The 23,023-nt window shown below is 37.4% G+C and carries 20 protein-coding genes; 11 read left to right on the forward strand and 9 right to left on the reverse strand.

The annotated features are described in order from the left end of the window. The first annotated feature begins 91 nt into the window (after nucleotides 1-91). The 10 genes from V0410_RS18455 to V0410_RS18500 all read left to right on the forward strand — a co-directional run bounded on the left by V0410_RS18455 (nucleotide 92) and on the right by V0410_RS18500 (nucleotide 10,996). Nucleotides 92-502 carry a DUF1573 domain-containing protein gene (locus V0410_RS18455; RefSeq protein ID WP_110010651.1) on the forward strand — a complete coding sequence of 137 codons (411 nt, stop codon included), beginning with the start codon at nucleotides 92-94 and terminating at the stop codon, nucleotides 500-502. 380 nt (nucleotides 503-882) lie between these two features. Then, a complete protein-coding gene (locus V0410_RS18460; RefSeq protein WP_330745176.1) occupies nucleotides 883-1,764 on the forward strand; it encodes an SDR family oxidoreductase in 882 nt (293 codons plus the stop codon). Nucleotides 1,765-1,848: 84 nt separating this feature from the next. Further along, the gene (locus V0410_RS18465) at nucleotides 1,849-3,789 is read left to right on the forward strand and encodes a M1 family metallopeptidase (protein ID WP_330745177.1); all 1,941 of its coding nucleotides are present in this window, start codon (nucleotides 1,849-1,851) and stop codon (nucleotides 3,787-3,789) included. 517 nt (nucleotides 3,790-4,306) lie between these two features. Continuing rightward, the gene (locus tag V0410_RS18470) at nucleotides 4,307-5,194 is read left to right on the forward strand and encodes a DUF2589 domain-containing protein (protein WP_330745178.1); all 888 of its coding nucleotides are present in this window, start codon (nucleotides 4,307-4,309) and stop codon (nucleotides 5,192-5,194) included. A 16-nt stretch (nucleotides 5,195-5,210) separates the two neighbouring features. Next, complete coding sequence (locus V0410_RS18475; protein ID WP_330745179.1) at nucleotides 5,211-5,906, forward strand: hypothetical protein; 696 nt, start codon at nucleotides 5,211-5,213, stop codon at nucleotides 5,904-5,906. After that, nucleotides 5,906-6,484, forward strand: coding sequence for a hypothetical protein (locus V0410_RS18480; protein ID WP_330745180.1), 579 nt, complete (start codon nucleotides 5,906-5,908; stop codon nucleotides 6,482-6,484). The genes V0410_RS18475 and V0410_RS18480 overlap by 1 nt, the downstream gene beginning before the upstream one ends. Before the next feature lie 12 nt (nucleotides 6,485-6,496). Beyond that, nucleotides 6,497-7,759: a S8 family peptidase gene (locus V0410_RS18485; RefSeq protein ID WP_330745181.1), complete on the forward strand. Its 1,263-nt coding sequence runs from the start codon at nucleotides 6,497-6,499 to the stop codon at nucleotides 7,757-7,759. Then, nucleotides 7,756-7,959 carry a hypothetical protein gene (locus V0410_RS18490; RefSeq protein ID WP_330745182.1) on the forward strand — a complete coding sequence of 68 codons (204 nt, stop codon included), beginning with the start codon at nucleotides 7,756-7,758 and terminating at the stop codon, nucleotides 7,957-7,959. The genes V0410_RS18485 and V0410_RS18490 overlap by 4 nt, the downstream gene beginning before the upstream one ends. Before the next feature lie 66 nt (nucleotides 7,960-8,025). Then, nucleotides 8,026-8,853 (forward strand): endonuclease/exonuclease/phosphatase family protein, encoded by an 828-nt coding sequence (locus tag V0410_RS18495; protein WP_330745183.1) that lies wholly within the window; start codon nucleotides 8,026-8,028, stop codon nucleotides 8,851-8,853. A 277-nt stretch (nucleotides 8,854-9,130) separates the two neighbouring features. After that, on the forward strand, nucleotides 9,131-10,996 hold the full coding sequence (locus tag V0410_RS18500; RefSeq protein ID WP_330745184.1) for a M1 family metallopeptidase: 1,866 nt from the start codon (nucleotides 9,131-9,133) through the stop codon (nucleotides 10,994-10,996). Between the two features lie 35 nt (nucleotides 10,997-11,031). Here V0410_RS18500 and V0410_RS18505 read toward each other — a convergent pair whose 3' ends face one another. The 9 genes from V0410_RS18505 to clpB all read right to left on the reverse strand — a co-directional run bounded on the left by V0410_RS18505 (nucleotide 11,032) and on the right by clpB (nucleotide 21,981). Next, on the reverse strand, nucleotides 11,032-12,417 hold the full coding sequence (locus tag V0410_RS18505) for a phosphatase PAP2 family protein (RefSeq protein WP_330745185.1): 1,386 nt from the start codon (nucleotides 12,415-12,417) through the stop codon (nucleotides 11,032-11,034). A 107-nt stretch (nucleotides 12,418-12,524) separates the two neighbouring features. Then, nucleotides 12,525-13,538: a zinc metalloprotease gene (locus V0410_RS18510; protein WP_330745186.1), complete on the reverse strand. Its 1,014-nt coding sequence runs from the start codon at nucleotides 13,536-13,538 to the stop codon at nucleotides 12,525-12,527. 429 nt (nucleotides 13,539-13,967) lie between these two features. Further along, nucleotides 13,968-14,972 carry a zinc metalloprotease gene (locus V0410_RS18515; RefSeq protein ID WP_110010662.1) on the reverse strand — a complete coding sequence of 335 codons (1,005 nt, stop codon included), beginning with the start codon at nucleotides 14,970-14,972 and terminating at the stop codon, nucleotides 13,968-13,970. A 248-nt stretch (nucleotides 14,973-15,220) separates the two neighbouring features. Then, entirely contained in the window at nucleotides 15,221-15,862 is a 642-nt protein-coding gene (locus V0410_RS18520) for a response regulator transcription factor (protein ID WP_227943499.1), read from the reverse strand. Then, nucleotides 15,859-16,590, reverse strand: coding sequence for a sensor histidine kinase (locus V0410_RS18525; protein ID WP_228406532.1), 732 nt, complete (start codon nucleotides 16,588-16,590; stop codon nucleotides 15,859-15,861). The genes V0410_RS18520 and V0410_RS18525 overlap by 4 nt, the downstream gene beginning before the upstream one ends. A 32-nt stretch (nucleotides 16,591-16,622) precedes the next feature. Beyond that, nucleotides 16,623-17,267 (reverse strand): hypothetical protein, encoded by a 645-nt coding sequence (locus tag V0410_RS18530; protein WP_330745187.1) that lies wholly within the window; start codon nucleotides 17,265-17,267, stop codon nucleotides 16,623-16,625. Nucleotides 17,268-17,292: 25 nt separating this feature from the next. After that, on the reverse strand, nucleotides 17,293-17,814 hold the full coding sequence (locus V0410_RS18535) for a hypothetical protein (protein WP_110010666.1): 522 nt from the start codon (nucleotides 17,812-17,814) through the stop codon (nucleotides 17,293-17,295). Between the two features lie 249 nt (nucleotides 17,815-18,063). Next, nucleotides 18,064-19,068, reverse strand: coding sequence for a zinc metalloprotease (locus V0410_RS18540; protein WP_110010667.1), 1,005 nt, complete (start codon nucleotides 19,066-19,068; stop codon nucleotides 18,064-18,066). 321 nt (nucleotides 19,069-19,389) lie between these two features. Further along, the gene (clpB, locus tag V0410_RS18545; protein WP_330745188.1) at nucleotides 19,390-21,981 is read right to left on the reverse strand and encodes an ATP-dependent chaperone ClpB; all 2,592 of its coding nucleotides are present in this window, start codon (nucleotides 21,979-21,981) and stop codon (nucleotides 19,390-19,392) included. Nucleotides 21,982-22,348: 367 nt separating this feature from the next. On the opposite strand from clpB, the gene V0410_RS18550 reads away from it, so the two are divergent. Then, nucleotides 22,349-22,927, forward strand: coding sequence for a TetR/AcrR family transcriptional regulator (locus V0410_RS18550; protein WP_330745189.1), 579 nt, complete (start codon nucleotides 22,349-22,351; stop codon nucleotides 22,925-22,927). Nucleotides 22,928-23,023: the final 96 nt, after the last annotated feature.

The following is a 23,023-nucleotide window of genomic DNA, read 5'->3' on the forward strand; positions in this document are numbered from 1 at the left end:
TAGACAGCGGTTAACAAGCCATAATCATTGTCTGCTTTACATTTGTCATATAGAAGAACATAATCAGTTTCAAATATTAAAATATATACTCATGAAAAAATTAAAAATTACAGCTCTTTTAGCCGTGTTGGCGTTCTCTCCGTTTTATGCGAATGTATTGACTACAGATGGTCCATCTATCGTAAAAATGGTTGCTGATGCTATCAAATGGAAATCAGAATCTATCGATGTAGGAAATATTCCTCAGGGTAAACCAAAATTGATCAGATTTGAATTTACAAACACAAGTTCAAAACCAATCATTATTCAGAATGTAGCGCCTTCATGTGGATGTACAACTGCCGATTACACAAAAACTCCTATCCAGCCAGGAAAAAAAGGATTTGTGGAAGCCAGCTATAACGCAGCAACAGTAGGACCATTTATGAAGACAGTAAATGTTACTACCAGCGACAGCAAAACTCCTAAAACACTTTCTTTCAAAGGAGTGGTAGCTTCTTAATATATCGTTTTAACAAATAGAAATAGCCTGGTAATTGTTATCAGGCTATTTTCTTTTTCGAATAGTTTATTTATAAAGACGCCTAATCTTTATGAAACCGCAAAAGGCACAAAAGCTTTCATTTTGTCCGCTTAGGTAAGTTTAAAATAATGCCGGAGAAAAGTTCAAATAAGATGAAAATCTTTGATGTACTTCTTTACATAGAGCTTGGCTCTAAAAAACTTAAGGATTTAAAACTTTTATGTCTTTTGGGGTTAAAAATCATGAATGTAAAAGTTGAGAGAGCTTTTATGTGAAGAATAATTATTTGTAGCATTATTTATCAACCTATTTTACAGGATTGCATTTCAATATTTATTATTTTTAAGAAAAAATATTTTATGAGTCTATATACACAACCTATGCTGCGCGAAGGTGCACTAAAAGATAAAGTAGCAATTGTAACAGGAGGCGGAAGCGGTCTTGGAAAAGCGATGACTAAATACTTTCTTGAACTGGGCGCCAAAGTAGTGATCACTTCCAGAAATCTGGAGAAGCTGCAGACCACAGCTAAGGAGCTGGAAGATGAAACCGGAGGTAAGGTGCTTTGTGTAGCATGTGATGTAAGAAACTGGGATGAGGTGGAAGCTATGAAAGAGGCAACACTGAAAGAATTCGGGAAAATTGATATTTTGTTGAATAATGCAGCCGGAAACTTCATTTCTCCAACAGAAAAACTGACTCACTCTGCTTTTGACTCCATTCTCGATATTGTTTTAAAAGGAACGAAAAACTGTACCCTTTCCATAGGAAAACACTGGATAGATTCTAAAACTCCCGGAACAGTACTGAATATCGTAACCACTTACGCATGGACAGGTTCTGCCTATGTTGTACCGTCTGCCTGTGCAAAAGCAGGAGTGCTGGCGATGACCAGATCATTAGCGGTAGAATGGGCAAAATACGGAATCCGTTTCAATGCTATTGCACCAGGACCCTTCCCTACGAAAGGAGCCTGGGATAGACTTCTTCCCGGAGATCTTCAGGAGAAATTCGATATGAAGAAAAAAGTTCCGTTGAGAAGAGTAGGAGAACATCAGGAGCTGGCCAACCTTGCGGCTTATCTGGTTTCCGACTATTCTGCTTATATGAACGGGGAAGTGGTAACCATTGATGGTGGAGAATGGCTTCAGGGTGCCGGAGAGTTCAATATGCTTGAAGCAATTCCTAAAGAAATGTGGGATGCTTTGGAAGCAATGATTAAAGCCAAAAAATCAAATTAAATTAAACTTGTATTAAAAAAACTCCCGGATGTGTAACAAATCCGGGAGTTTTTTTTACCTATACACTAAATAATACTTTTTCAAATGAATTTTAAACTTCCAACCCTTGTTTCGACGCTTGCAGTGGTTCTGTTCTCAGGATCTGCCTATGCACAGCAAACTCCGAAATACGATTATGTAGAAGCATTTAAGCCGTTCTTTTATCCGCAGACAGGCACAGCTACCCGTTCTGCAAGCGGACAGCCGGGACATGCTTACTGGCAGAATTCAGCAGATTATCATTTGAACGTCAGCCTGAATGAAGATAAAAAAGAAATTACCGGTACAGCGCAGATTACCTATACCAACAACAGTCCTGATAAATTAGGTTTTCTCTGGCTGCAGCTGGATCAGAATCTGTTTGCAAAAGATTCCAGAGGAAATGGTGTAGTGCCGCTCTCCGGGAGCAGAAACGGAGCTCATGGTGAAGAATTTAACGGTGGATATACCATTAAATCAGTCAAACTGGATGGTAAGAAAGATGTAAAATACACCGTTACCGATACAAGAATGCAGATTGATCTTCCCAAAGAGCTGAAAGCCAACGGAGGTGTGGCAAAGATAGAAATAGAATATTCTTTTATTTCTCCTGAGTATGGTTCAGACAGAATGGGAGTTCAGGATACTAAAAATGGTAAAATATTTACCATCGCACAGTGGTATCCGAGAATGTGCGTGTATGATGATGTGATGGGCTGGAATACACTTCCTTACCTTGGAGCTTCAGAGTTTTATTTAGAATATGGAAATATTACAGCCAATATTACTGTTCCCGCCAGTCATTATGTCGTAGCATCCGGAGAGCTTCTGAATGAGAAAGAAGTGTACAGCAAAGAAGAAATCAACAGATGGAATGAGGCAAGAAACAGTGATAAAACGGTAATGATCCGCCCTGAGTCTGAAATCGGTAAAAATAAAACTTCAGGAACAAAAACCTGGAAATTTAAAATTAATCAAACAAGAGATTTTGCATGGGCATCATCTGCCGGATTTATTTTGGATGCTGCAAAAATCAATTTACCCAGTGGAAAGAAATCTTTAGCTATTTCTGCTTATCCTGCGGAGAGTGCCGGTGAAAAAGCGTGGGGAAGATCTACAGAATATACGAAAGCGGCCATAGAGCATTATTCGAAAAAATGGTATGAATACACCTATCCGGCTGCCACCAATGTAGCAGGAAACGAAGGTGGAATGGAATATCCGGGAATTGTTTTCTGTCATATGGATTCCAAAGGGGAAGATCTTTGGGGCGTTACAGACCATGAGTTCGGACACAACTGGTTCCCTATGATCGTAGGATCTAATGAAAGATTATTTGCATGGATGGATGAAGGATTTAATACTTTTATCAACGGACTTTCCACCGAAGCTTTTAATAAAGGAGAATATTACCGTAAACCGAATCTGGCAAGATCAGGAATGTATTTGCTGACTGACAGTCTGGAGCCTGTAATGGTAGGACCTGATAATATGAAAGAAAGAAGTATCGGAGCGTTGGCTTACTATAAACCGGGTACAGGTTTAGATGTTTTAAGAGAAGCAATTCTGGGACCTGAAAAGTTTGACAAAGCATTCAGAACCTATATAGATCGCTGGGCATTCAAACATCCGACGCCATGGGATTTCTTCCACACAATGGAAAATGTTTCCGGAGAGGAACTGAATTGGTTCTGGAGAGGATGGTTCTTTAATAAATGGAAAATTGATCAGGCTGTTAAAACCGTACAATATGTCAACGGAGACTTTAAAAACGGAGTTCAGATTACGGTTGAAAATATTGGTCAGCTGCCAATGCCTACAACCGTACAGATCAAATTCAAAGACGGAACAGCACAGACGGTAAAAATTCCTGTTGAGGTCTGGAAAAGAAATACTGAATGGACGTTCAAGGTAGATTCCAGCAAGGAAATTGATGAGGTAAAACTGGATCCGGATTCTGTTGTCCCTGATGTTAATCTGGAAAATAACAGCAAAAAACCGGCATAGAAACGGTGAATTTATTTAAATTGGCGACTATATACAATTTTACGCCATTGTCATTCTGACGAAGGAAGAATCTCATGTAAAACCTGGATTCTTCATTTCACTGCGTTACATTCAGAATGACAAAGTCATAATAATAAGTAAGATAGCAGATTAATGTAAAATTGTATATAATTACCTTTAAATTTAGTGCAAAGGTTTACTGTCTCATGCTGATTCTTAAGGGAGCAAAGATGGAATCAATACAATTGATTCTTTCTAAGCGTAAGCATATCCATGCAGATTCATCAGCAACTTTGTTGCTTTCTCAGCTTCCTTAAATAATAATAGTTAATATGATCTTGGCGTCTATAAAATAAATATTTGCTATATGTATTACAAAAGCCTGAGCTTACCACTAGTAAGTTCAGGCTTTTTATTTTTAGGGTGTTTTTCCTGAACAAGTAGAGGTGTTCTCCTGAAATGTTTTGAAGCCCGGTGATCTAATTTTGTCCCACAATATTAATCAAAAACAAAAAGCATGGAAACATTAAAATCGGTGCTTGAAGCAAGCCACGCCAAAAAAACAAAAAATGAGTTAATCGACCTTTTATCGGGAGTAGAAAAAGTACTGACTCCGGCAGTCTATGAAAAAGTGTCAGGAATTGAAACCTCAGAACTGAGTTCATTGACGAATAAGGAATTGTTAGCAATTGTAGACGAATTCAAAAAGAACTATGACGAAAAGTGGGAAAAATCTTTCTCAGGTGCGTCTTCAGAAATCATGAAAATGATTGCCGGTAAAATGGCTGCCGATGAAGAGATCTTCAGAACTTCAGATGCTGCCAATGCAGATTTTGCGGCAGAATTGGGAAGCATCGACTTTGCAACGATTATTGGCGGACCTTTGGATGCTTGTGTAAAAGCACAGTCCAATGCCTCAATTGCCACCGTTAATTTCATCAACGAAGTTGGGTTCGAGCTTACAGATCCGGCCAATGCTGCCAGCCCTAAAAAACTGAGAATGGCAGAATTCAAATACAAAAAAAATATTCCGAACCCGGATTTTAAAGAAGATGAGCCGGTAAGTGCCACCAACCCTAAAACGATTCCGAACGACGTAGAAATTTCAGTGCCGTTTATTGCATTGCTGAATGTTCCGAGCTTCAGAATTGAGACCTGTGAAGTAGACTTTAATGTGAAACTTAATTCTACATACACAAAAGACGTAAGTGATGAATTCGGGATCAATGCCGGAGTATCCGGTGGATGGGGACCTGTGAAATTCAAAGTGGATGTCTCCTATAAGAGAACTTCCAGTACAGGAATTAAAGTGGAAAAAGAATATTCTCTTGGGGTAAAAGTGCGTGCAACCAATGACGAAATGCCTGCAGGGCTTGAAAAAGTGCTTGGACTTCTTTCACAATAATTAGATTTTACGAAAGATGATAAAACTATCAGATTACCTGGATTATCTCAACAACGAGATAATTCAGGCTCGTAAAAAAGCAGATGAGAATGCGGTTCTTATTGCCAAAGAATATGCCCGCCATGAATACCTTAAATATTTCAAGGTTCCGCGCTATGCTCTGCCTAGTGTAAAGATGGACATTCCGATTAAAATTACGGATATCGATTCAGATCCCAAATATAATTTTAAACTGAATGAAGATCAGTTTGTGACAGAAATAAATGAAAGAATCCGTCTGGTGAATAGGGAGAAGAAATTTAATATTCCTGAAATCAGCAAAAGACAGCTTCAGACTGAAGAATTCAAAACCCTGTTCAGCAAGCTGGAAAAGAATGATCAGAAATTCGGGAACCTTCCTGCCAATGAAGTGCTCAAACTGGATCTCAGAAAGAAAATGCAGCTTCTGAATTCAGGAATATTCCGACCTCAGGAAGGAACAGAAGAAGAAACTGATGAATTGAAAGAAATTTTTTCAAAGGTTCTGCTGAATAAATATACGCTGGTGAATGCAAAGCTGAACAGCATTTACATAGATCCTAACACCAGTGCAGCAGAAGATAAAGACAAATTATTTATCAACCTTCATGTGGAAATGGAGGAGGAAGGAATCAGGATTGTGTCTTACAAAGATAAAGACGGTAATGAAATAGAACAGATAACTTTTGAGTAATGCAGGAACTTATCCACTTTACGGTACAGAAAATCAAAGAACTGCTGGAACAGTTCAATGAGGTTCAGACTTTATACCTGTCAAAATCATTTGACTTTGATGCCCGGTTTGATGCATTTCTCAACGAAGTTCTGGAGTATTTCCGTACCAAAGGAAACACCAGCCACGAATCCGAAGTGCTGAAGGTAATGAATATGATTTCTACCGTTAAAAGAGGCTTTAATCCTATTAAAATGGAGAAAATAATGACAGGGAGAAGAGAAATGCTCGCAGGATTCTCATTTAACGGAATGGAAAGTATTTATGATATCCTGATGGAAATATATGCCAGGGAGAATAAAAAACTTGAGGAGGCGGAAGAACTTATTTCAGGAATCATTGTCTCATTATATCAAAATGGTATTCTGGATGATGAAAAGCTGAAGGACATGAACTCCGTTCCCAAAATTGAACGTTTCTGGACTTCATTGGTTGAACAAAATACTGCCATATCCGGAATTAATAAGAAACTCAGACTGACCATTATTCCGGAGGATATTTTTCTTATTCTCGAAAAGATATTTCTGAAATTAATTTAAAAAAAGATCATTATGGAAACCGGAAGATATATTGTTCTGCTGCAGAACCAGCAGAAAAACGCACTCAAAAAAATTGAGAAAGAGCTGGAAGTGAGTATCACCTCTTCAGAATTTCTATCGAAAGAAAACCGTTCTTATGAAATCATTGATCAGGACAATGGTGTACTTTACAAAAATCTTGGGGTTCTGGTGGTGGAAAATATGGATGAAGATCAATTGAAAAGTGCCGTGAAAGATCAATCCAATTCTATTGTATACTACGAAAAAGAAAGAGAATTTTTTCCTGCAGATGAATTGCAATTGATTAATGAGCTTAAAAAACAGTCTGCCGGGCTTGCAGAAAAAATCTCAGAACTTGAAAAATATATTACCAGCAAACCTTTACCTCAAAAATCATTCATTGAAATGGAATGGGGATTAAAAGCGATCGGACTGGAAAATGCCAGCTACACAGGAAAAGGAATTGATGTATGCATTCTTGATACCGGACTTGAAATTTCCCATCCCGATTTTTCCGCCGAAGTGATTGAAGGGAAATCTTTTATAGATGGTGAGGACTGGAACAGAGATCCCAACGGACATGGCACACACTGTGCAGGAGTGGCTGCAGGAAATACAAGAAGTGATAACGGAAGACGTTACGGAATAGCTAAGGATTGCAACCTGAAAATAGCAAAAGTGCTCGCAGACAATGGAAGAGGAACTACCAGCAGTGTCATTGATGCGATAGACTGGGCCATTTCTAAGAAATTCAGAATATTGTCTCTTTCACTAGCTTCTCCTGTGAAGTTTGATGATCAGCCATCTGTTCTTTTTGAAACCATTGGAGAAAGAGCACTTGAAAATAACTGCCTTATTATCGCAGCAGCAGGAAATGACAGCAACAGGCCACAGATTCCACAGCCTGTTTCCATGCCTGCCAATTCAAAATCGATCATGGCTGTTGGAGCTATTGACGGACAAATGAAGATCGCCAGATTTTCAAACGCAGGTCTTAATCCATCTACAGGCGGAAACATCAATGTCTGTGCTCCCGGAGTCGATATTATCAGTTCGTATCCTAAAAATGCGAAGAACAAAAATAACCTGTACTATACAATGAGTGGTACCAGTATGGCCGCACCGCATGTTTCAGGGCTTGCAGCGTTGTATATGGAACAGTTTCCCGATAAATCGGCAAAAGAGATCTGGGAGCTGATTGAAAACAAAGCAAGACCTGTTGAAGGGATAAAATACAGAGATATTGGAAATGGTTTAATACAGGTATACCTATGATTACTTATCTCGCAGTTTTAAAGAAAGATATAAATTTTAAAAGGCTTGAAACTCTTCTCAAAACTAAAGGCATAAAACTGGCCTCACACTATAAAACCTTGGGAATTGTAAAACTTGAAAGTCAGCTGCCAGTTTCAGTGTCTGAATTTCAGGAATATTTTATATCTGTAGAAGAAGAAAAAGATAATTTAACAATATAATCACATCAATAAAGCTTTTCTGTCGCAGAGAAGTTTTATTTTTGTCTCTTAATGATAAAATAACATATGAATTTCAGATTTTCAATGGTGTTTCTGATGTTTTTTGCATTGGGATTTTCACAGGACCTTACCGTAATGAGTTTTAATATCAGACTGAATGTAGAGTCGGATAAAGACAATGCCTGGCCAAAAAGAAAGCAGGATGTTGCCGATTTACTGACGTATTATCATCCTGATTATTTCGGAGTACAGGAAGCGCTTCCGGAACAGATGAAAGATATTAAAACAGGATTAAAAAACTATGATTATATAGGAGTAGGAAGAGATGACGGCAAAGAGAAAGGAGAGTTTTCTGCCATCTTTTATGACACAAACAGACTTGAAGCAGTAAAATCAGGGACATTCTGGTTATCTGAAACTCCGGAAAAACCATCAAAAGGCTGGGATGCCGCACTGAACAGGATCTGTACTTACGCCATATTTAAAGATAAAAAATCGAAGAAAGAATTCCTGGCGATGAATCTTCATTTTGATCATGTAGGAAATGTGGCAAGAGTAAAATCTTCTGAACTGATTCTGAAAAAAATCAAAGAACTGAATCCAAGAAACCTTCCGGTAACGCTGAGCGGAGATTTTAATCTGACAGATGATTCAGAACCTATTAAAATCCTTTCTCAGAATATGAAAGACAGTTTCTATCACTCGGAAACCAAGCATTATGGTCCTGTAGGATCTTTCACCGCTTTTGATGTCAATACAGTCCCGAAAGACAGAATCGATTATATTTTTACACAAGGCTTTAAGATCAGATCTCACAGACATATCAATGACAGAAGAGAAAATCTCTTGTATCCGTCAGATCATTTTCCGGTGATCGTGAATCTTTCCCTATAAAAAAATCAATTGGTTGGAAAATCAATTTCAAATCCAATTCCTCTCAGGGATTGGATTTTTATTTGGGGATCACTGTTTTCACAAAGATTTTTATTGAAATTCAACTTTGGAAATCAATCAGTTAAAAATACCAAAACAATTAAAAAAACAGTCGGACAAGATAGGTTGTAGAATTTTTTAATATAAAAGTTAATTACGGTGAAATATTATTGTGAAATAATGGTCGTCTGATGGCACATTTTCGCTATTTTTGATGCCTATCTTTAAAGAGATCGCTATGAAGAAAATTTTTTCCGGAATGCTGATCGCAGTTTCTTTACTGCAGCTGTCAGCTCAGGAATTGTATATGCCGAGGAATATCAAAAAAGCGTATGAAAGAGGTACACGTGATATCTCCGGAGCACCAGGGAAAAACTACTGGCAGAATAAAGGAGTGTATAATGTAGAGGTGAAAGTAGATGCTGCTACAAAAATAGTTTCAGGAAAAGAAACTATTGTTTATACCAACAACAGCCCGGATAACCTGAATGAACTGGCTATACGATTTGTGAATAACCTTCACAAGCCACAGTCGCCAAGATCAGGATTTGTATCTAAAGATTTCCTTTCATCAGGGCTGAAAATTAAGTCTTTTACGGTAAACAATGTAAAATATGAGATCAACAGTGATGACTGGAGTACTGTTGAAAAAGTAAAATTAAAATCAGCACTGAAATCCAAGTCAAAAGCTGAGGTTAAAATAGAGTGGGAATATCCATTGTCGGTTCAGAGTGGAAGAGAAGGGCAGATTGATCCTGAAACATTCTATGTGGCATACTCTTTTCCAAGAATTTCCGTGTATGATGATTACAACGGATGGGATATGCTCCAGCATTCAGACAGACAGGAGTTTTATAATGATTTCAATGATTACAGTTTTGCCATCACCGCACCGAAAAATTATGTAGTCTGGGCAACCGGTGATTTTCTGAATCCGGAAGCTGTGCTTCAGCCTCAATATTTAAAAAGATATAAAGCTTCCCTGAAAAGTGATAAGCTGATGCATATTGCCACAGAACAGGAAATGAAGTCCGGAAAAGTAACAAAGCAGAACAAGTGGAATGTCTGGAAATTTAAAGCAAATCATATTACAGATTTTTGTTTTGCGATGAGTAACCATTATGTGTGGGATGCTGCCAGTGTTCAGTTGAAAACAAAAAGGGCCAGCGTTCAGGCAGGATATAAAAACGGAGCTAAAGATTTTGAACATTATGTAGACTGGATGCGTTACAACCTGGATTGGTTTTCAAAAAATTGGCCAGGCGTAGAATATCCTTATAACGTAATGACGGCTATCCAGGGATATGCAGATATGGAATATCCTATGATGATTAATGATACCAGTATTCCTGATGATCTTAATGATGCCAGGCTTACGGCAGATCATGAAATTGCTCATACCTACTTCCCTTTTTATATGGGAATCAATGAGACCAGATATGCATTTATGGATGAAGGCTGGGCAACCACGCTGGAATATCTTATAGGAATTGATGAAAACGGAGAAGCTGCTGCCAGGGAATTTTATAAAAACTTCCGCGTTAAAAAATGGATCAATGATCCTTCTGCAGAACAGGATCAACCGATAATTACCATGAGTACGCAGGTAAGCGGTGCCGGATATGGAAACAACTCCTATGTAAAATCTTCATTGTCTTATCTGGCGCTGAAAGATTATCTGGGAGATGAGCTCTTCAAAAAAGCATTACACCATTATATGGACAACTGGAATGGGAAGCATCCTGTGCCATGGGATTATTTCAATTCTATGAATGCGGGATCTGGAAAAAATCTGAACTGGTTCTTCCACAATTGGTTTTATACCAATAATTATATTGACTTAAAAGTAACAGGAGCATCCCAGATGAATGACATGCTTACCATCAACATAGCGAATGTAGGAGGTTTTGCCATTCCGTTTGATGCCATCCTTTCTTATGACGATGGAACGACAGAAAAAATCCATTTTTCACCTTCAGTGTGGGAAAAAGATCAGAAACTGACAGATCTTGTCATTCCTATAAAGAAGAAAATAAAATCGGTACAGCTGGACGGAGATATCTTTATGGATTATACTCCGGATGACAACCGTAAAAACTTATAAAAGTAAAGCCTTCAGATTCTGGAGGCTTTCTTGTTTTAAAAATAGGCTGTCAATCGTAACCCTAGCGTGACATAATTGATTTTTTTTTTAGCAATCAGGTTGTTCAGTTCCTGATCCAATTCAGCACTTTCCTTAATTTCATCGCTGAAGTAATAACGGATGGTGGAGTTGATCTGATTGTAATCCGTATAGAAAGTAAGACCTAATCCCGGATTAAACTTGTAAGTCATAGAAGCACCTGTATTCCAGCGGAAAGCTGGTTTAGGTTTATATCTGGCTATTTGGAGCTCATGGTTGGGAGCATCGATATCCTCTCCCTTTACAAATACTTTTCCAGTGGCAGTAGCAGCATATCCTCCGGTAATCTTCACAGTAAGCTGCCATTTATCTGATAATTCATGAGAAAAATAAGGCCCAATACCTGCAGAAAGGAATCCCATGGATTGTGTTTTGATTTCATGATCACCAAAATCCTGCCCGTCATCTAATGTTATTCTTTGAGATTTAATAGGGAAGCTGCTGAAAGATACATCAGCACCCACACCCCATTTTTTTGAAAAGAAATAAGCGCCTTCCAGTCCGCCCTCAAAACCGATTTGTTTTTTATCATCCAGTTCAGATTCTCTCAGGAAGTTTGTGGTGCCAAACGCAGTTCCCATCTTTAAAGAAAGAAAGGATGGATAATCGTTACCTTGTATTCTGGATAAGAGACTTAAATTATCACCTTTGTTTTTATAAATTTTGTCAATAAAAAAATACCCCAGTTCTGTTGATATAATTCCGATACCTGCCCCGGCGAGAATATCCGGAACCCAGTGTCTGTTATTTAAATTTCGTCCAAGTCCCGTAAGAGTAGCAGAACCATATCCGGCAATACTGTAGGCCGGATTCACCAAACCATATTCTTTGTGTAGAAATGTGGCATTGGTAAAAGCCATTGCGGCATGCCCTGATGGGAAAGAGTTGTTTTTGGATCCATCGGGACGTTCCACTTTTGCTGTATATTTAATAGAATTAACTAAAATAGCCATGATGGCTAAGCTGGTGCCGTAGGATAAAGTAGCCCGTCCTATATTGTTACGCCCTTTTACACCTGCCAGTTTTAATCCGTAGACTGCAGCAGCAGGAGCGTACTGCAGATAATCATCATATTTTACTTTGAAGTTGGGAAGGTAACGGTTTCTTACCTCGCGAATATTCTCTTTTTCTCCCCATGTTGCTGCGGCTGCCGTAAAAAGTAGAGCTGGAGCCACCGATTTTTTTACCCATTCTTTCTGGAAAAAAGGAGTTTTCTCCTGAATTGTATATCCTGAATTGATAAGTGCCAGATCTTCCTTGAGATTGCGGGATGGGATAGTATCCTGTGCTTTAATACAGTATAATTGCAATAGTATTCCTGATGCTAATGCTATTTTTTTCATCGTAGTGGTGTTGAATTTAAATCGCGTAAAAATATTAAAAAAATCTATCCCAAAAATTGAGATAGACTATTTTAATATTTTTATAATATTTTAAGTAATCCAGATGATTATCTTAATCCTGCTCTTGGTCCCGATGCTGATACTACAGCCTGCATTCTTGTTTTTTGGTTGGCAGAGAACATAAACATAGATTTGTCATCTACATAATCCATATAATTCATAAACATCTGAGAACGGCTTACACCTCCGCAAATTCTGTTTAGAGGGTAAGTAGGATTTCCATAATTAGGGCCGGGAGATGTAGGGGTATCATTAGAGTAATCTGTCTGGCATCCTGTGTCAGATGATCCCCAAAGGTGCGGAAGGTTCAGGTAATGTCCTACTTCATGGGTTACTGTTCTTCCCAAATTAAACGGAGCTGAAGCTCCTGTTTTTCCTATATACTGATAACCTATTACAAGACCGTCATACCATTGTCCTGCATGTTCAGGATAGTAGGCGTAGCCCAGAGTTCCAGGTTGGTTGTTTTCGTCAAGAATTGAATTTACAACCCAGATGTTCAGGTTTTTATTGGCATCAGTAGCGTCAATTCCTCCGGTGCTGGCTTTTTTCATTTGTTCAAGATCAGATCTCCAGCCTGTTTTTGAACTCTGTTTACGGTTGGTTGCAACTAATTTGAAACGGATTTTTACATCACCTGCTGCGGCAGGCTGAAATGCAGAAGGAATTTTCGTAACATCAGAATTGGTGCCTCCGTAATCGGCATTAAGAACAGCGATTTGTTCTGCGATTCTTGTGTCTGAAACATTTTGAGTGGAAGTGTTGTAGATGACATTAAAAACTACCGGGATCTCAACAGTTCCGTCTGCAAGAACTTTTCCCACTTTAAGGTTTTCTGCAAATTTTTCAGTACCGGATTCAATATCCGCTATTTTCTGTTGTAGCGCTGGATTTTTCAAAAGCATTGCTTGTCTGATTTCTTCCGAAGGGCAGCTTCTTTTAAGAGCACCTGGAACAGAATTTTCCTGATCCGCAGATGTTTCATTTTGATTGGTTAAACTGTCGGTGTTACATGCCGACATAAAGCCCAGGACCAGGGCTCCCATTAAGAATTTTTTCATATCGTTATACTATAATTTGGTTGAGGGCGTGAAATTATAGTATTTGTGAGTAATATGCAAATTATTTATTGGAAAAACCAATGATGTTTTAAATTATATAGTGTTTGATTGAATTAAGTATAATTAAAGTGATGTTTGATTGAATTTTAGTTAAAAATAATAATTTGATTTATATTTAACAATTGAGCGGATTTTAAGTGTTAATAATTTTACGTTTCTATTGCTTTTTATAGGATATTTTTATGCAAGTAAGTGTTGTTGAAACCGAAATGGGATTTAAATTTCAGGAGATAGATATAATAAAAAGAGGCTGTCTCAAAAGGTAAACTAACGCTCTGAGAATCTCTTAAACAACAAAAGTTGTCAGACAGGAGTTCGAGAGATGGGGTACTTTTGAGACAGCCTCTTAAGTTTGATAATATTTAAATTTTAATATACTCTCAATCCGGATCTTGCACCAGAAGAAGCTACTACAGACTGCATTCTTGTTTTTTGTCCTGCAGAGAACATAAACATTGCTGCATCATCTACATAATCCATGTAATTCATAAACATTACAGATCTCTGTACGCCGCTGCAAGTATTATATAGCGGGTATGAAGGTTTTCCGTAATTTGCTGTAGTTTGTGTAGGAGTATCACTTACCTGGTCATTTCCGCAATTAGCATCTCCCCAGATGTGTCTTAAGTTTAAGTAGTGTCCTACTTCATGTGTTGCTGTTCTTCCCAGGTTGAAAGGTGAAGAAGCTCCTGTTTTTCCAAAATACGGAGCAGCAATTACAACACCGTCATTCCATAAACCTGCAGATTCAGGGAAAGTTGCATATCCAAGAATGGTACGTCCCTGGCTGGTCATTTTACCTACAACCCATAAATTTAAATAATTGGTAGGATTAGTAGCATCAATTCCTCCTTTTGATGCTTTTTTCATATCATCATTGGTGGCCCATCCGGTTTTTGTGGTAGATTTTCTAACAGTATTGACCAGTCTGAATTTTACTTTTGTGTCACCAGAGCTTACAGCCTGAAATTCAGTTGGAATTTTGCTGGCATCAGTGTTGGTTCCGGAATAATCAGCATTCAATACTGCAATTTGTTCAGCAATTCTTGCATCAGAAACGTTTTCAGCTGTAGTTCTGTATATAACATTCACTACAACCGGGATTTCTACCGTACCATCAGCTAAAACTTTTCCAAATTTCACATCGTTGGCGAACTTTTCTGTATTGGTTTCTAATGCTGCAAATCTTTGTTGGAGTTCAGGGCTTCTTTTCAATGCTTCCTGTCTGATTTCCTCAGACGCACAGCCCCTTTGAGCAAAACCTGCAGTTGCTACTGCTTCGTCAGTTGTGTTTTCATTTTGATTAGTAACGCTGTCAGTATTACATGCAGACATTACAGTGAGCATAAAAGCTCCAAATAATAGTTTTTTCATATCAAAATCATTTAGGTTGAGGTTGTGAAATTATATTATTTGAAATTAATATGCAAATAATTTCTTAATTTATTTGATGTATTGTTAATAATTAGTGTTTTTGTTTGATTAAATCTTATCATTACTTGAAATGTATTGAATTTTAATCAATTTTATCAAAACTACTGGTTTATTTTTAGTTTTTAACTATTTTATATGTATACTTTTCGTTTAAATTTATTTTTAAAAGAATTTTTTCACTGTAAAACTTAATTAGCAAAACCATTTTTAATGGCAAAAACCGCTAGCCCTACGCGGGTTTTAAGATCCAGTTTTTCACAAAGCTGATCGCGATAGCTTTCTACTGTTCTCGGACTGCAGCACATTCTGTCAGCAATTTCCTTATAACTGAGTTCGGTTACAGTGTATTTCAGAAACTCTTTTTCTCTGTCGGAAATTTTTATCGCAATCTCAGATTCAGTCTCTTTGTTCAGGTTGGAAAATATGATTTTGGAAGCCCAGTCCGGATAAAAGAAGCCGTCACTATTGAGCCGGGTAAGTGCGGTTTCCAGATCTCTTGGATGGGTGTTTTTCAGCAGGTAACCTTTTGCTCCGCTTTTGATCATCTTAATTACGCTGTTGTCATCCCCCTGCATACTGAGAGCCATAATTTTAACATCGGGATGGTTTTTTGTAAGCCAGACTGCCGTTTCAAAACCGTCCATAATAGGCATGCTGATATCTAAAAGAATAATATCAGGAATGGCATTGCCTTCTTCAAATTTTTGGATAAGGTCTTTCCCGTTCTCACTTACATAGATGACTTCAAATTCACTGAAGTTACCTATGATTCCTTCCAGGGCTTTTGCAATAAGTATATGGTCGTCAACAATTACGATAGATTTTTTCATGACTGCTTTTTTAAGATAATATTGATTTGGGTTCCTGCATTTTCCCGGCTTTCCATACGAAAGCTTGCTCCTATGATTTCCGCTCTGTTTTTCATATTGGTAAGGCCTATTCCGTTGGATTTGATCTGTGAAGTATCGAATCCTATTCCATCATCACGAATATCAAGTTCCCAAAGGATGTCTTCAGATGTATTCAGGCTGATAAAAATATTTTTACAGCGGGAATGTTTTATACTGTTCTGAATAAACTCCTGGGTAATCCTCAGAAGGACATTTTTGTGAACAAAGCCTAAGTCCAGTTGCTTAAAATTATGCTCAAAACTTACATGGCACTTTTTAAAGGAATTGGTATTGTCCACTTCTTCCTGTATCAAAGTTACAATTTCCTTCTGGTTGATATTGTCATCTGTAAGTGTTTTTGACAAGCTTCTGAGATCCTGCAAAGACTGGTTGATGATTTGTGAAACCTGATCAATTCTTTCACTTGCTTCGGATACCTTGTTTTCATAAAGCATCTGTTGTACATAGAGGCTTACCAGGGTAAGTTTCTGGCCAATATTGTCATGCAGTTCTCTTCCGATCTGCTGCATGGTGGCCTGCTGAATTTCCAGTTGGGTAGAAAGGAGCTCTCTCTGATGAAGTTCATTTTTTCTTTCAATTTCATTCAGATGTTCCTTCTTGCGTTGTTTGTAACTTCTGATGTAGATCAAAACTGCCGTTACAAACATCACAAAAAGTATATTAAATAGAATGATAACTATTAAGAGCTCTGTTTTCCCCATATAAATGAACTTGCAAATAAGATATACATCACTGAAACTGATACCAGAAAATAACTAAAATATATATCCCAAATTTCCTTGTATTTTACCAGAAGTGATAAAAATGACATAAAAGGTAATGTTCCTATATATGATAGGGTAATCCCAAGATTAATATAAAACATTTTGTTTTTATTGAAATTGAGAATTTCCTGTGAAGTAATTTGTTTATAGTACTCCATTATTACCAAAAGCATCAAAATAAGGCACCCAAACGTATAGTTGAAAGCAAATACAATTTTACTTTTTGAAAAATATAATTCGTTGGGAATAAATGAAAGCAGATATAAAATGGAAAATATCCAAAACAATTTGGGTTTTCCTAAAGATTTTGCAGCATATAACCAGTAAAAAAATACGAACTGGATTGGCATTAAAAGGTAGTTATAATACTGGGCTTTGGTAAAATGAACAAAACTTCCCCACTTGCCATAAGCTTCGCCAAGAAAAATAAATACCAGATAAAACACAAAAAATTTCCAATATTGTTCTTTTAAACGGTTATAATGAAAGAGCGCTATGACTGCAGCAAGTCCTTCAGCCCAAAGCAGACTTTGTTGTGCAAATTCCTGGAATTCTGTCATACAGTTTTGATATAATATACTACAATTAAAAAGACTCTCCTAAAGGAGCTTTCGGTGGAACAAGTATTCCGTTATTTTCTCCAAGACCGGTGTCATCATCTTCTTCCGTACCTTTGTTTGCTAATACTAAAGATTTTCCTTCAGCACTCTGAAAAGGATTGAAATCATAATCAATAAGCTCTCCGGTTTCATTGGCTTTTTTTAATGTTGGAACCATCACCAGCGTGTGTCTTCCTGCATATTCTGTCGGAACAGGGTGTGAATCCATGATAGACCAGTTTTCCTGTTTCGGATAAGTAGCATAATAAAATCTGATTCCTAAATCTTCTGAAGATGCAGCTGGGTTCACTTTGGCAGCTTCTTCTTCGATCTTTGCAATAAAGCTTTTTAGTTTAGGAAGATCAAACCAGATGGAATGAGCATCTTGTATTCCTAAAGCGGTATTAATAGCAGTGAGATGATTTTGACGGTAATTGTCAATCAGAGCCTGGATAAGACTGTTTGACATGATTCCAGGTTCCAGTGGGTTGTTTGATTCTGTATTCATAGCTTAGTGGTTTGCGGATAAAACTTAATTAATATGCAAATTTCGGAAAAATAATGGTAGAAAATGATCTGTTAATAGGGAATTACACTGTTATTTTTACCGTGATTTTACGGATTGTATATTTTATAAATAATAAGTTGGAATTTGGAGAAAATCTTTCAATCTGAATTCTTTGAAAGGGATGTGGGGGGCAAAACACAAAAGGTCGCCTTTCACAAGCGACCTTTTATATTGTTTTTCTAAAATTTTTTACAGAACTCTTAATCCTGCGCGAGGGCCGGATGCTGAAATGGTAGCCTGCATTCTGCTGTTTTGTTGTTGTGTAAACATAAATAATGTTGTTTCGTCAGAATAATCCATGTAATTCATAAACATTACAGAGCGTGAAACTCCACCGCAGGTTTCGTATCTCGGATAAGTTGGCACACCGGAGTGTTTTGTAATCTGTTGAGGTGTATCATCTACGAAATCGTTACCACAGTTGGCGTCTCCCCAGATATGTCTTAGATTTAAGTAATGTCCAACCTCGTGTACTGTTACTCTTCCCTGATTATGAGTGGCATCAGGACCACCTTCACCCACATAATCGTCCATCATAACAACACCATCGTTCCAAAGTCCTGCATCTTCCGGGAAAGTAGCATATCCTAAGACATATCCGGACTGATACGGCATATAATCAACTACCCAGATATTCAGATACTGATTAGGATCCGTAGAGTCCATTCCTCCTGTAGATGCTTTTTTCATTTTATCATCCGGTGCCCATCTGGAAGTCTTTGTCGACTTTCTGTTAATACCTGCCAATCTGAATTTAATTTTGGTATCTCCTGCATTTACCGGTTGAAATTCTGCCGGAATCTTGGAAATATCAGAATGCGTAGATGCGAAGGCTTTATTAAGTACATCTATTTGGGAATTTATCCTGGCATCTGATACGTTATTTGATGCCTTTGTATAAAGGACATTGAAGATAACCGGTATTTCTACACTTCCGTCAGGCAAAACTTTACCCATTTTTTTCTGCTCGATATAGTTTGCGGTCTGGCTTTCTATCTGAAGCATTCGCTGCATAGCCGCAGGATCTTCAGCAAGGTGTTTTTTTCTGAGAATATCAGAGCCGCAGAAGGCCTCTTTTCCGGCTGTGATATTGGTTTCTTCCACGTTTGTGTTCTCTGGAGTAATGTTTTCTGTTTCATTATTATTACATGAAACCAGGAGTGTGATTAAAACTCCGAAAATTGTTTTTTTCATAAAATCTCGTTTTTTAGTAAAACGAATATATGAGAAATTTTAATATGATATATTTAATTAATCATTTATTATTTTATGTTAAATTTAATTTATTGGCGTTTTGCGTGGAATATTTACATTGTTAATGTTGTTTTTTAATAAATATGCTACGGATTAGATTTTTTAATAGGAATATTTTTTCTAAAAATTTGAAATTAAATGTAAATTATTATTTATTGAAAATAAATTGCTTAAAAAGATGTTGGTGTAAAAAATAAGTGCTGCAGATTATTCTACAGCACTTACTTACAAAAATAATGTATATGAAAAAAAACTATTTTATTATTCAGTAGGTCGGAAAACCAAACCTGTTTCTACAAAGTAGTCCAGCGTAATTCTATCTCCGTCGTTTACATTTCCTGCAAGAATCTCTTTAGAGAGTTTGTTTAAAACTTCCTGCTGAATTACTCTCTTCAGTGGTCTTGCTCCGAAGGCAGGATCATATCCTTTGTCCATCAGATAATCTACTGCATCCTGAGTGAAAGTCATAATAATGTTTCGTTTAGATAACATTTCATTAAACCCTCTCAGCTGATACTGAACGATTTTTCCGATTTCTTTTTTTCTTAAAGGCTGGAAGAGTACAATTTCATCAATTCTGTTCAGGAATTCCGGACGCAGTGTTTGTTTCAGCAGATCGAATACTTCGTCTTTTGTTTTATCCACAATTTCATCCTGATTTTCCTCCGTAAGATTCTCAAAATTCTCCTGGATCAGGTGTGAACCTAAATTCGAGGTCATAATGATGATACAATTTTTGAAATTCACCACCCTTCCTTTATTATCTGTCAGACGTCCGTCATCCAGAACCTGAAGTAATGTATTGAAAACATCCGGATGTGCTTTTTCAATCTCATCTAAAAGCACTACAGAATAAGGTCTTCTTCTAACTGCTTCAGTCAATTGTCCGCCTTCATCATATCCCACATATCCCGGAGGCGCTCCTACTAATCTGGAAACACTGTGACGTTCCTGATATTCACTCATATCAATTCTTGTCATATTGTTCTCATCATCAAATAAGAACTCCGCCAGTGCTTTTGCCAGCTCCGTTTTACCTACTCCGGTAGTTCCCAGGAATAAGAAGGATCCGATAGGCTTTTTATCATCACTCAATCCGGCTCTGTTTCTTCTGATCGCATCTGCAACCGCCTGAATCGCTTCATCCTGTCCAACAACTCTATGATGTAGTTCGGCCTCAAGATTCAATAACTTATCTCTTTCTGATTGCAGCAATTTAGTTACAGGAATACCTGTCCATTTAGCAATCACTTCAGAGATGTTTTCAGCAGTAACTTCTTCTTTGATCAGCTCATTCTGATGGTTCTGCATTTCGAGCTCAACTTTGGTAAGTTCTTCCTCTTTTTCACGAAGTTTTCCGTACTGGATCTCTGCTACTTTTGCATAATCTCCGGCTCTGGAAGCTCTTTCTGCTTCTAATTTCAGAGACTCAATATCTTTTTTGATCTGGGTAAGATCTTCACTTTTCTGTTTTTCTTTCAGCCATTTGGCATTGATCTCATTTCTCTGTTCGGATATTTTTGCAATATCTTCCTTAAGGTGATCAATCTTGGTTTGGTTGCCTTCTCTTGAAATAGCAGCAAGCTCAATTTCCATCTGCATGAGTTTTCTGTCCAGAACGTCGAGCTCTTCCGGCTTGGAATTGATTTCCATTCTCAGTTTTGCAGAAGCTTCGTCAATAAGGTCAATGGCTTTATCCGGTAAAAAACGGTCTGAAATATATCTTTGAGACATTTCCACCGCAGCAATAATTGCCTCGTCTTTAATTCTTACTTTGTGGTGAGCCTCATATTTATCTTTAATACCACGAAGGATAGAAATTGCAGATTCAGTATCCGGTTCTTCCACCATTACTTTCTGGAAACGTCTTTCCAACGCTTTATCTTTTTCAAAATACTTTTGGTATTCGTTCAATGTAGTGGCACCAATGGCTCTTAATTCTCCTCTTGCCAAAGCAGGTTTCAGAATGTTGGCTGCATCCATTGCTCCTTCACCACCTCCGGCTCCTACCAAAGTGTGGATCTCATCGATGAAAAGAATAATCTGTCCATCAGACTTGATTACCTCATTCACCACAGATTTCAGTCGCTCTTCAAATTCACCTTTGTATTTGGCTCCGGCGATTAAAGCTCCCATGTCTAATGAATAAAGTGTTTTATCCATCAGGTTTTCAGGAACGTCGCCGCTGATAATTCTGTGGGCAATTCCTTCAGCAATTGCGGTTTTACCTACTCCCGGTTCCCCGATAAGGATAGGGTTGTTTTTGGTTCTTCTCGAAAGAATTTGCAAAACTCTTCTGATTTCTTCATCACGCCCGATTACCGGATCCAGCTTACCTTCTGCTGCCAACTCGTTGAAGTTTTTAGCATATTTGTTTAAGGACTGATAAGTTTCCTCTGAACTGGCAGAAGTTGCTTTACTTCCTTTTCTTAATTCTTTAATTGCGCCTTCCAGCAGATTTTTGGTTACACCCATATCTTTCAGCATTTTGGAAACTTCAGAAGTGGTTTCCAAAAGAGATAGCCATAAATGTTCAATCGTTACATATTCGTCACCCATCTTTTTAGCGACGTTCGGTGCATCCAGCAATACTTTGTTAGCGGATTGTGAAAGATAAATGTTTCCTCCCTGTACTTTTGGAAGTTTTTCTAAATTTTCGCGGTTACGCTCTCTTACCAGATTGGCATCTGCTTCAGATTTTTTCAGTAAGAAGGGCGATATATTTTCATCTACCTGGAAGATCCCTTCAAGGAGATGTTGAGGTTCAATACTTTGGTTGCCCAATTCCATAGCAACCTGTTGTGCTGCCTGGATGGCTTCCTGTGATTTTACAGTATATTGGTTTAAGTTCATATTTTATATATTTTTGGTAATGATTCGTTTAAAGTTTAGTTTTTAAAAAACATCAAGAAACCAAATTCTAAGGCTCAGTTTCTTAATGCCATCAATTATTTAATCATTTATTCGATGACTGTATCGCAAAAACTGTTCAATTATTAAATTTACAAAAAAATAGGACAAATTTTCCGGATATTGTATTTTTAACGGAAATTTAACTTGACAAAATTTCCGGTTTCGTCATTATCTCTTTATAATTGATGAACAAATCGTCATAGCAGATAAATAACCCGGCAATTAAACTGAAGATGATTACTTTTTTCATTTTATGATCAAAAAAACGAGAGTTTAAATCAGAATAATTACTTTTGCATTTTACCAGATGGAACTCAAAGAAAAACAGAGAAAAATACTCAACGTAGCAGTAGAACTTTTCAAAGAGAAAGGGTATATGGGAAGCTCAGTAAGAGACCTGGCTACAAAACTTAATATCAAAGCAGCATCACTGTATGCACATATCCGTTCAAAGGAAGAAATTTTGGAATGGATTTGCTTTGGCATTGCTCAGGAGTTTTTCGATGAGCTACAGGAAGTAAAAAATACAGATATTGCTCCCAAGGAAAAGCTGAACCTGTTGTTGGATAAGCACCTTTCGGTTGTTCTTAAAAACCGCGATGTTACCCATATCTATTCCAATGAATGGAAACATCTTGAAGAAAGACTTTCTGAATTTGTAGAATTAAGAAAAAACTATCAGCAAGAGGTTGAAGAACTGATTTCCGAGATCTATAAAGCTGAAAACTGGGAACTGAAATCACCATCATTTACCACCAGATTTATCCTTCATACTTTAAATAATTCCTATTTCTGGTTCAAAAGAAGCAGTGATTCTACGGATGAAATTACCGAAGAAATCAGAGAAAAAATTCTTTTCGGCCTGCTTGGAAACCAGAAAAAATAAGCACTCCGTTTGTCGTTGACTCCGTCGAATCTTCGATCTCTGACGAAGGAAGAATCTCGTGACAGACTGTTAGATTTTTAAAAGATTCTTCTCTAC

Origin of the sequence: Chryseobacterium sp. CP-77, assembly GCF_036362765.1 — a bacterium.
GTDB lineage: Bacteria > Bacteroidota > Bacteroidia > Flavobacteriales > Weeksellaceae > Chryseobacterium > Chryseobacterium cupriresistens.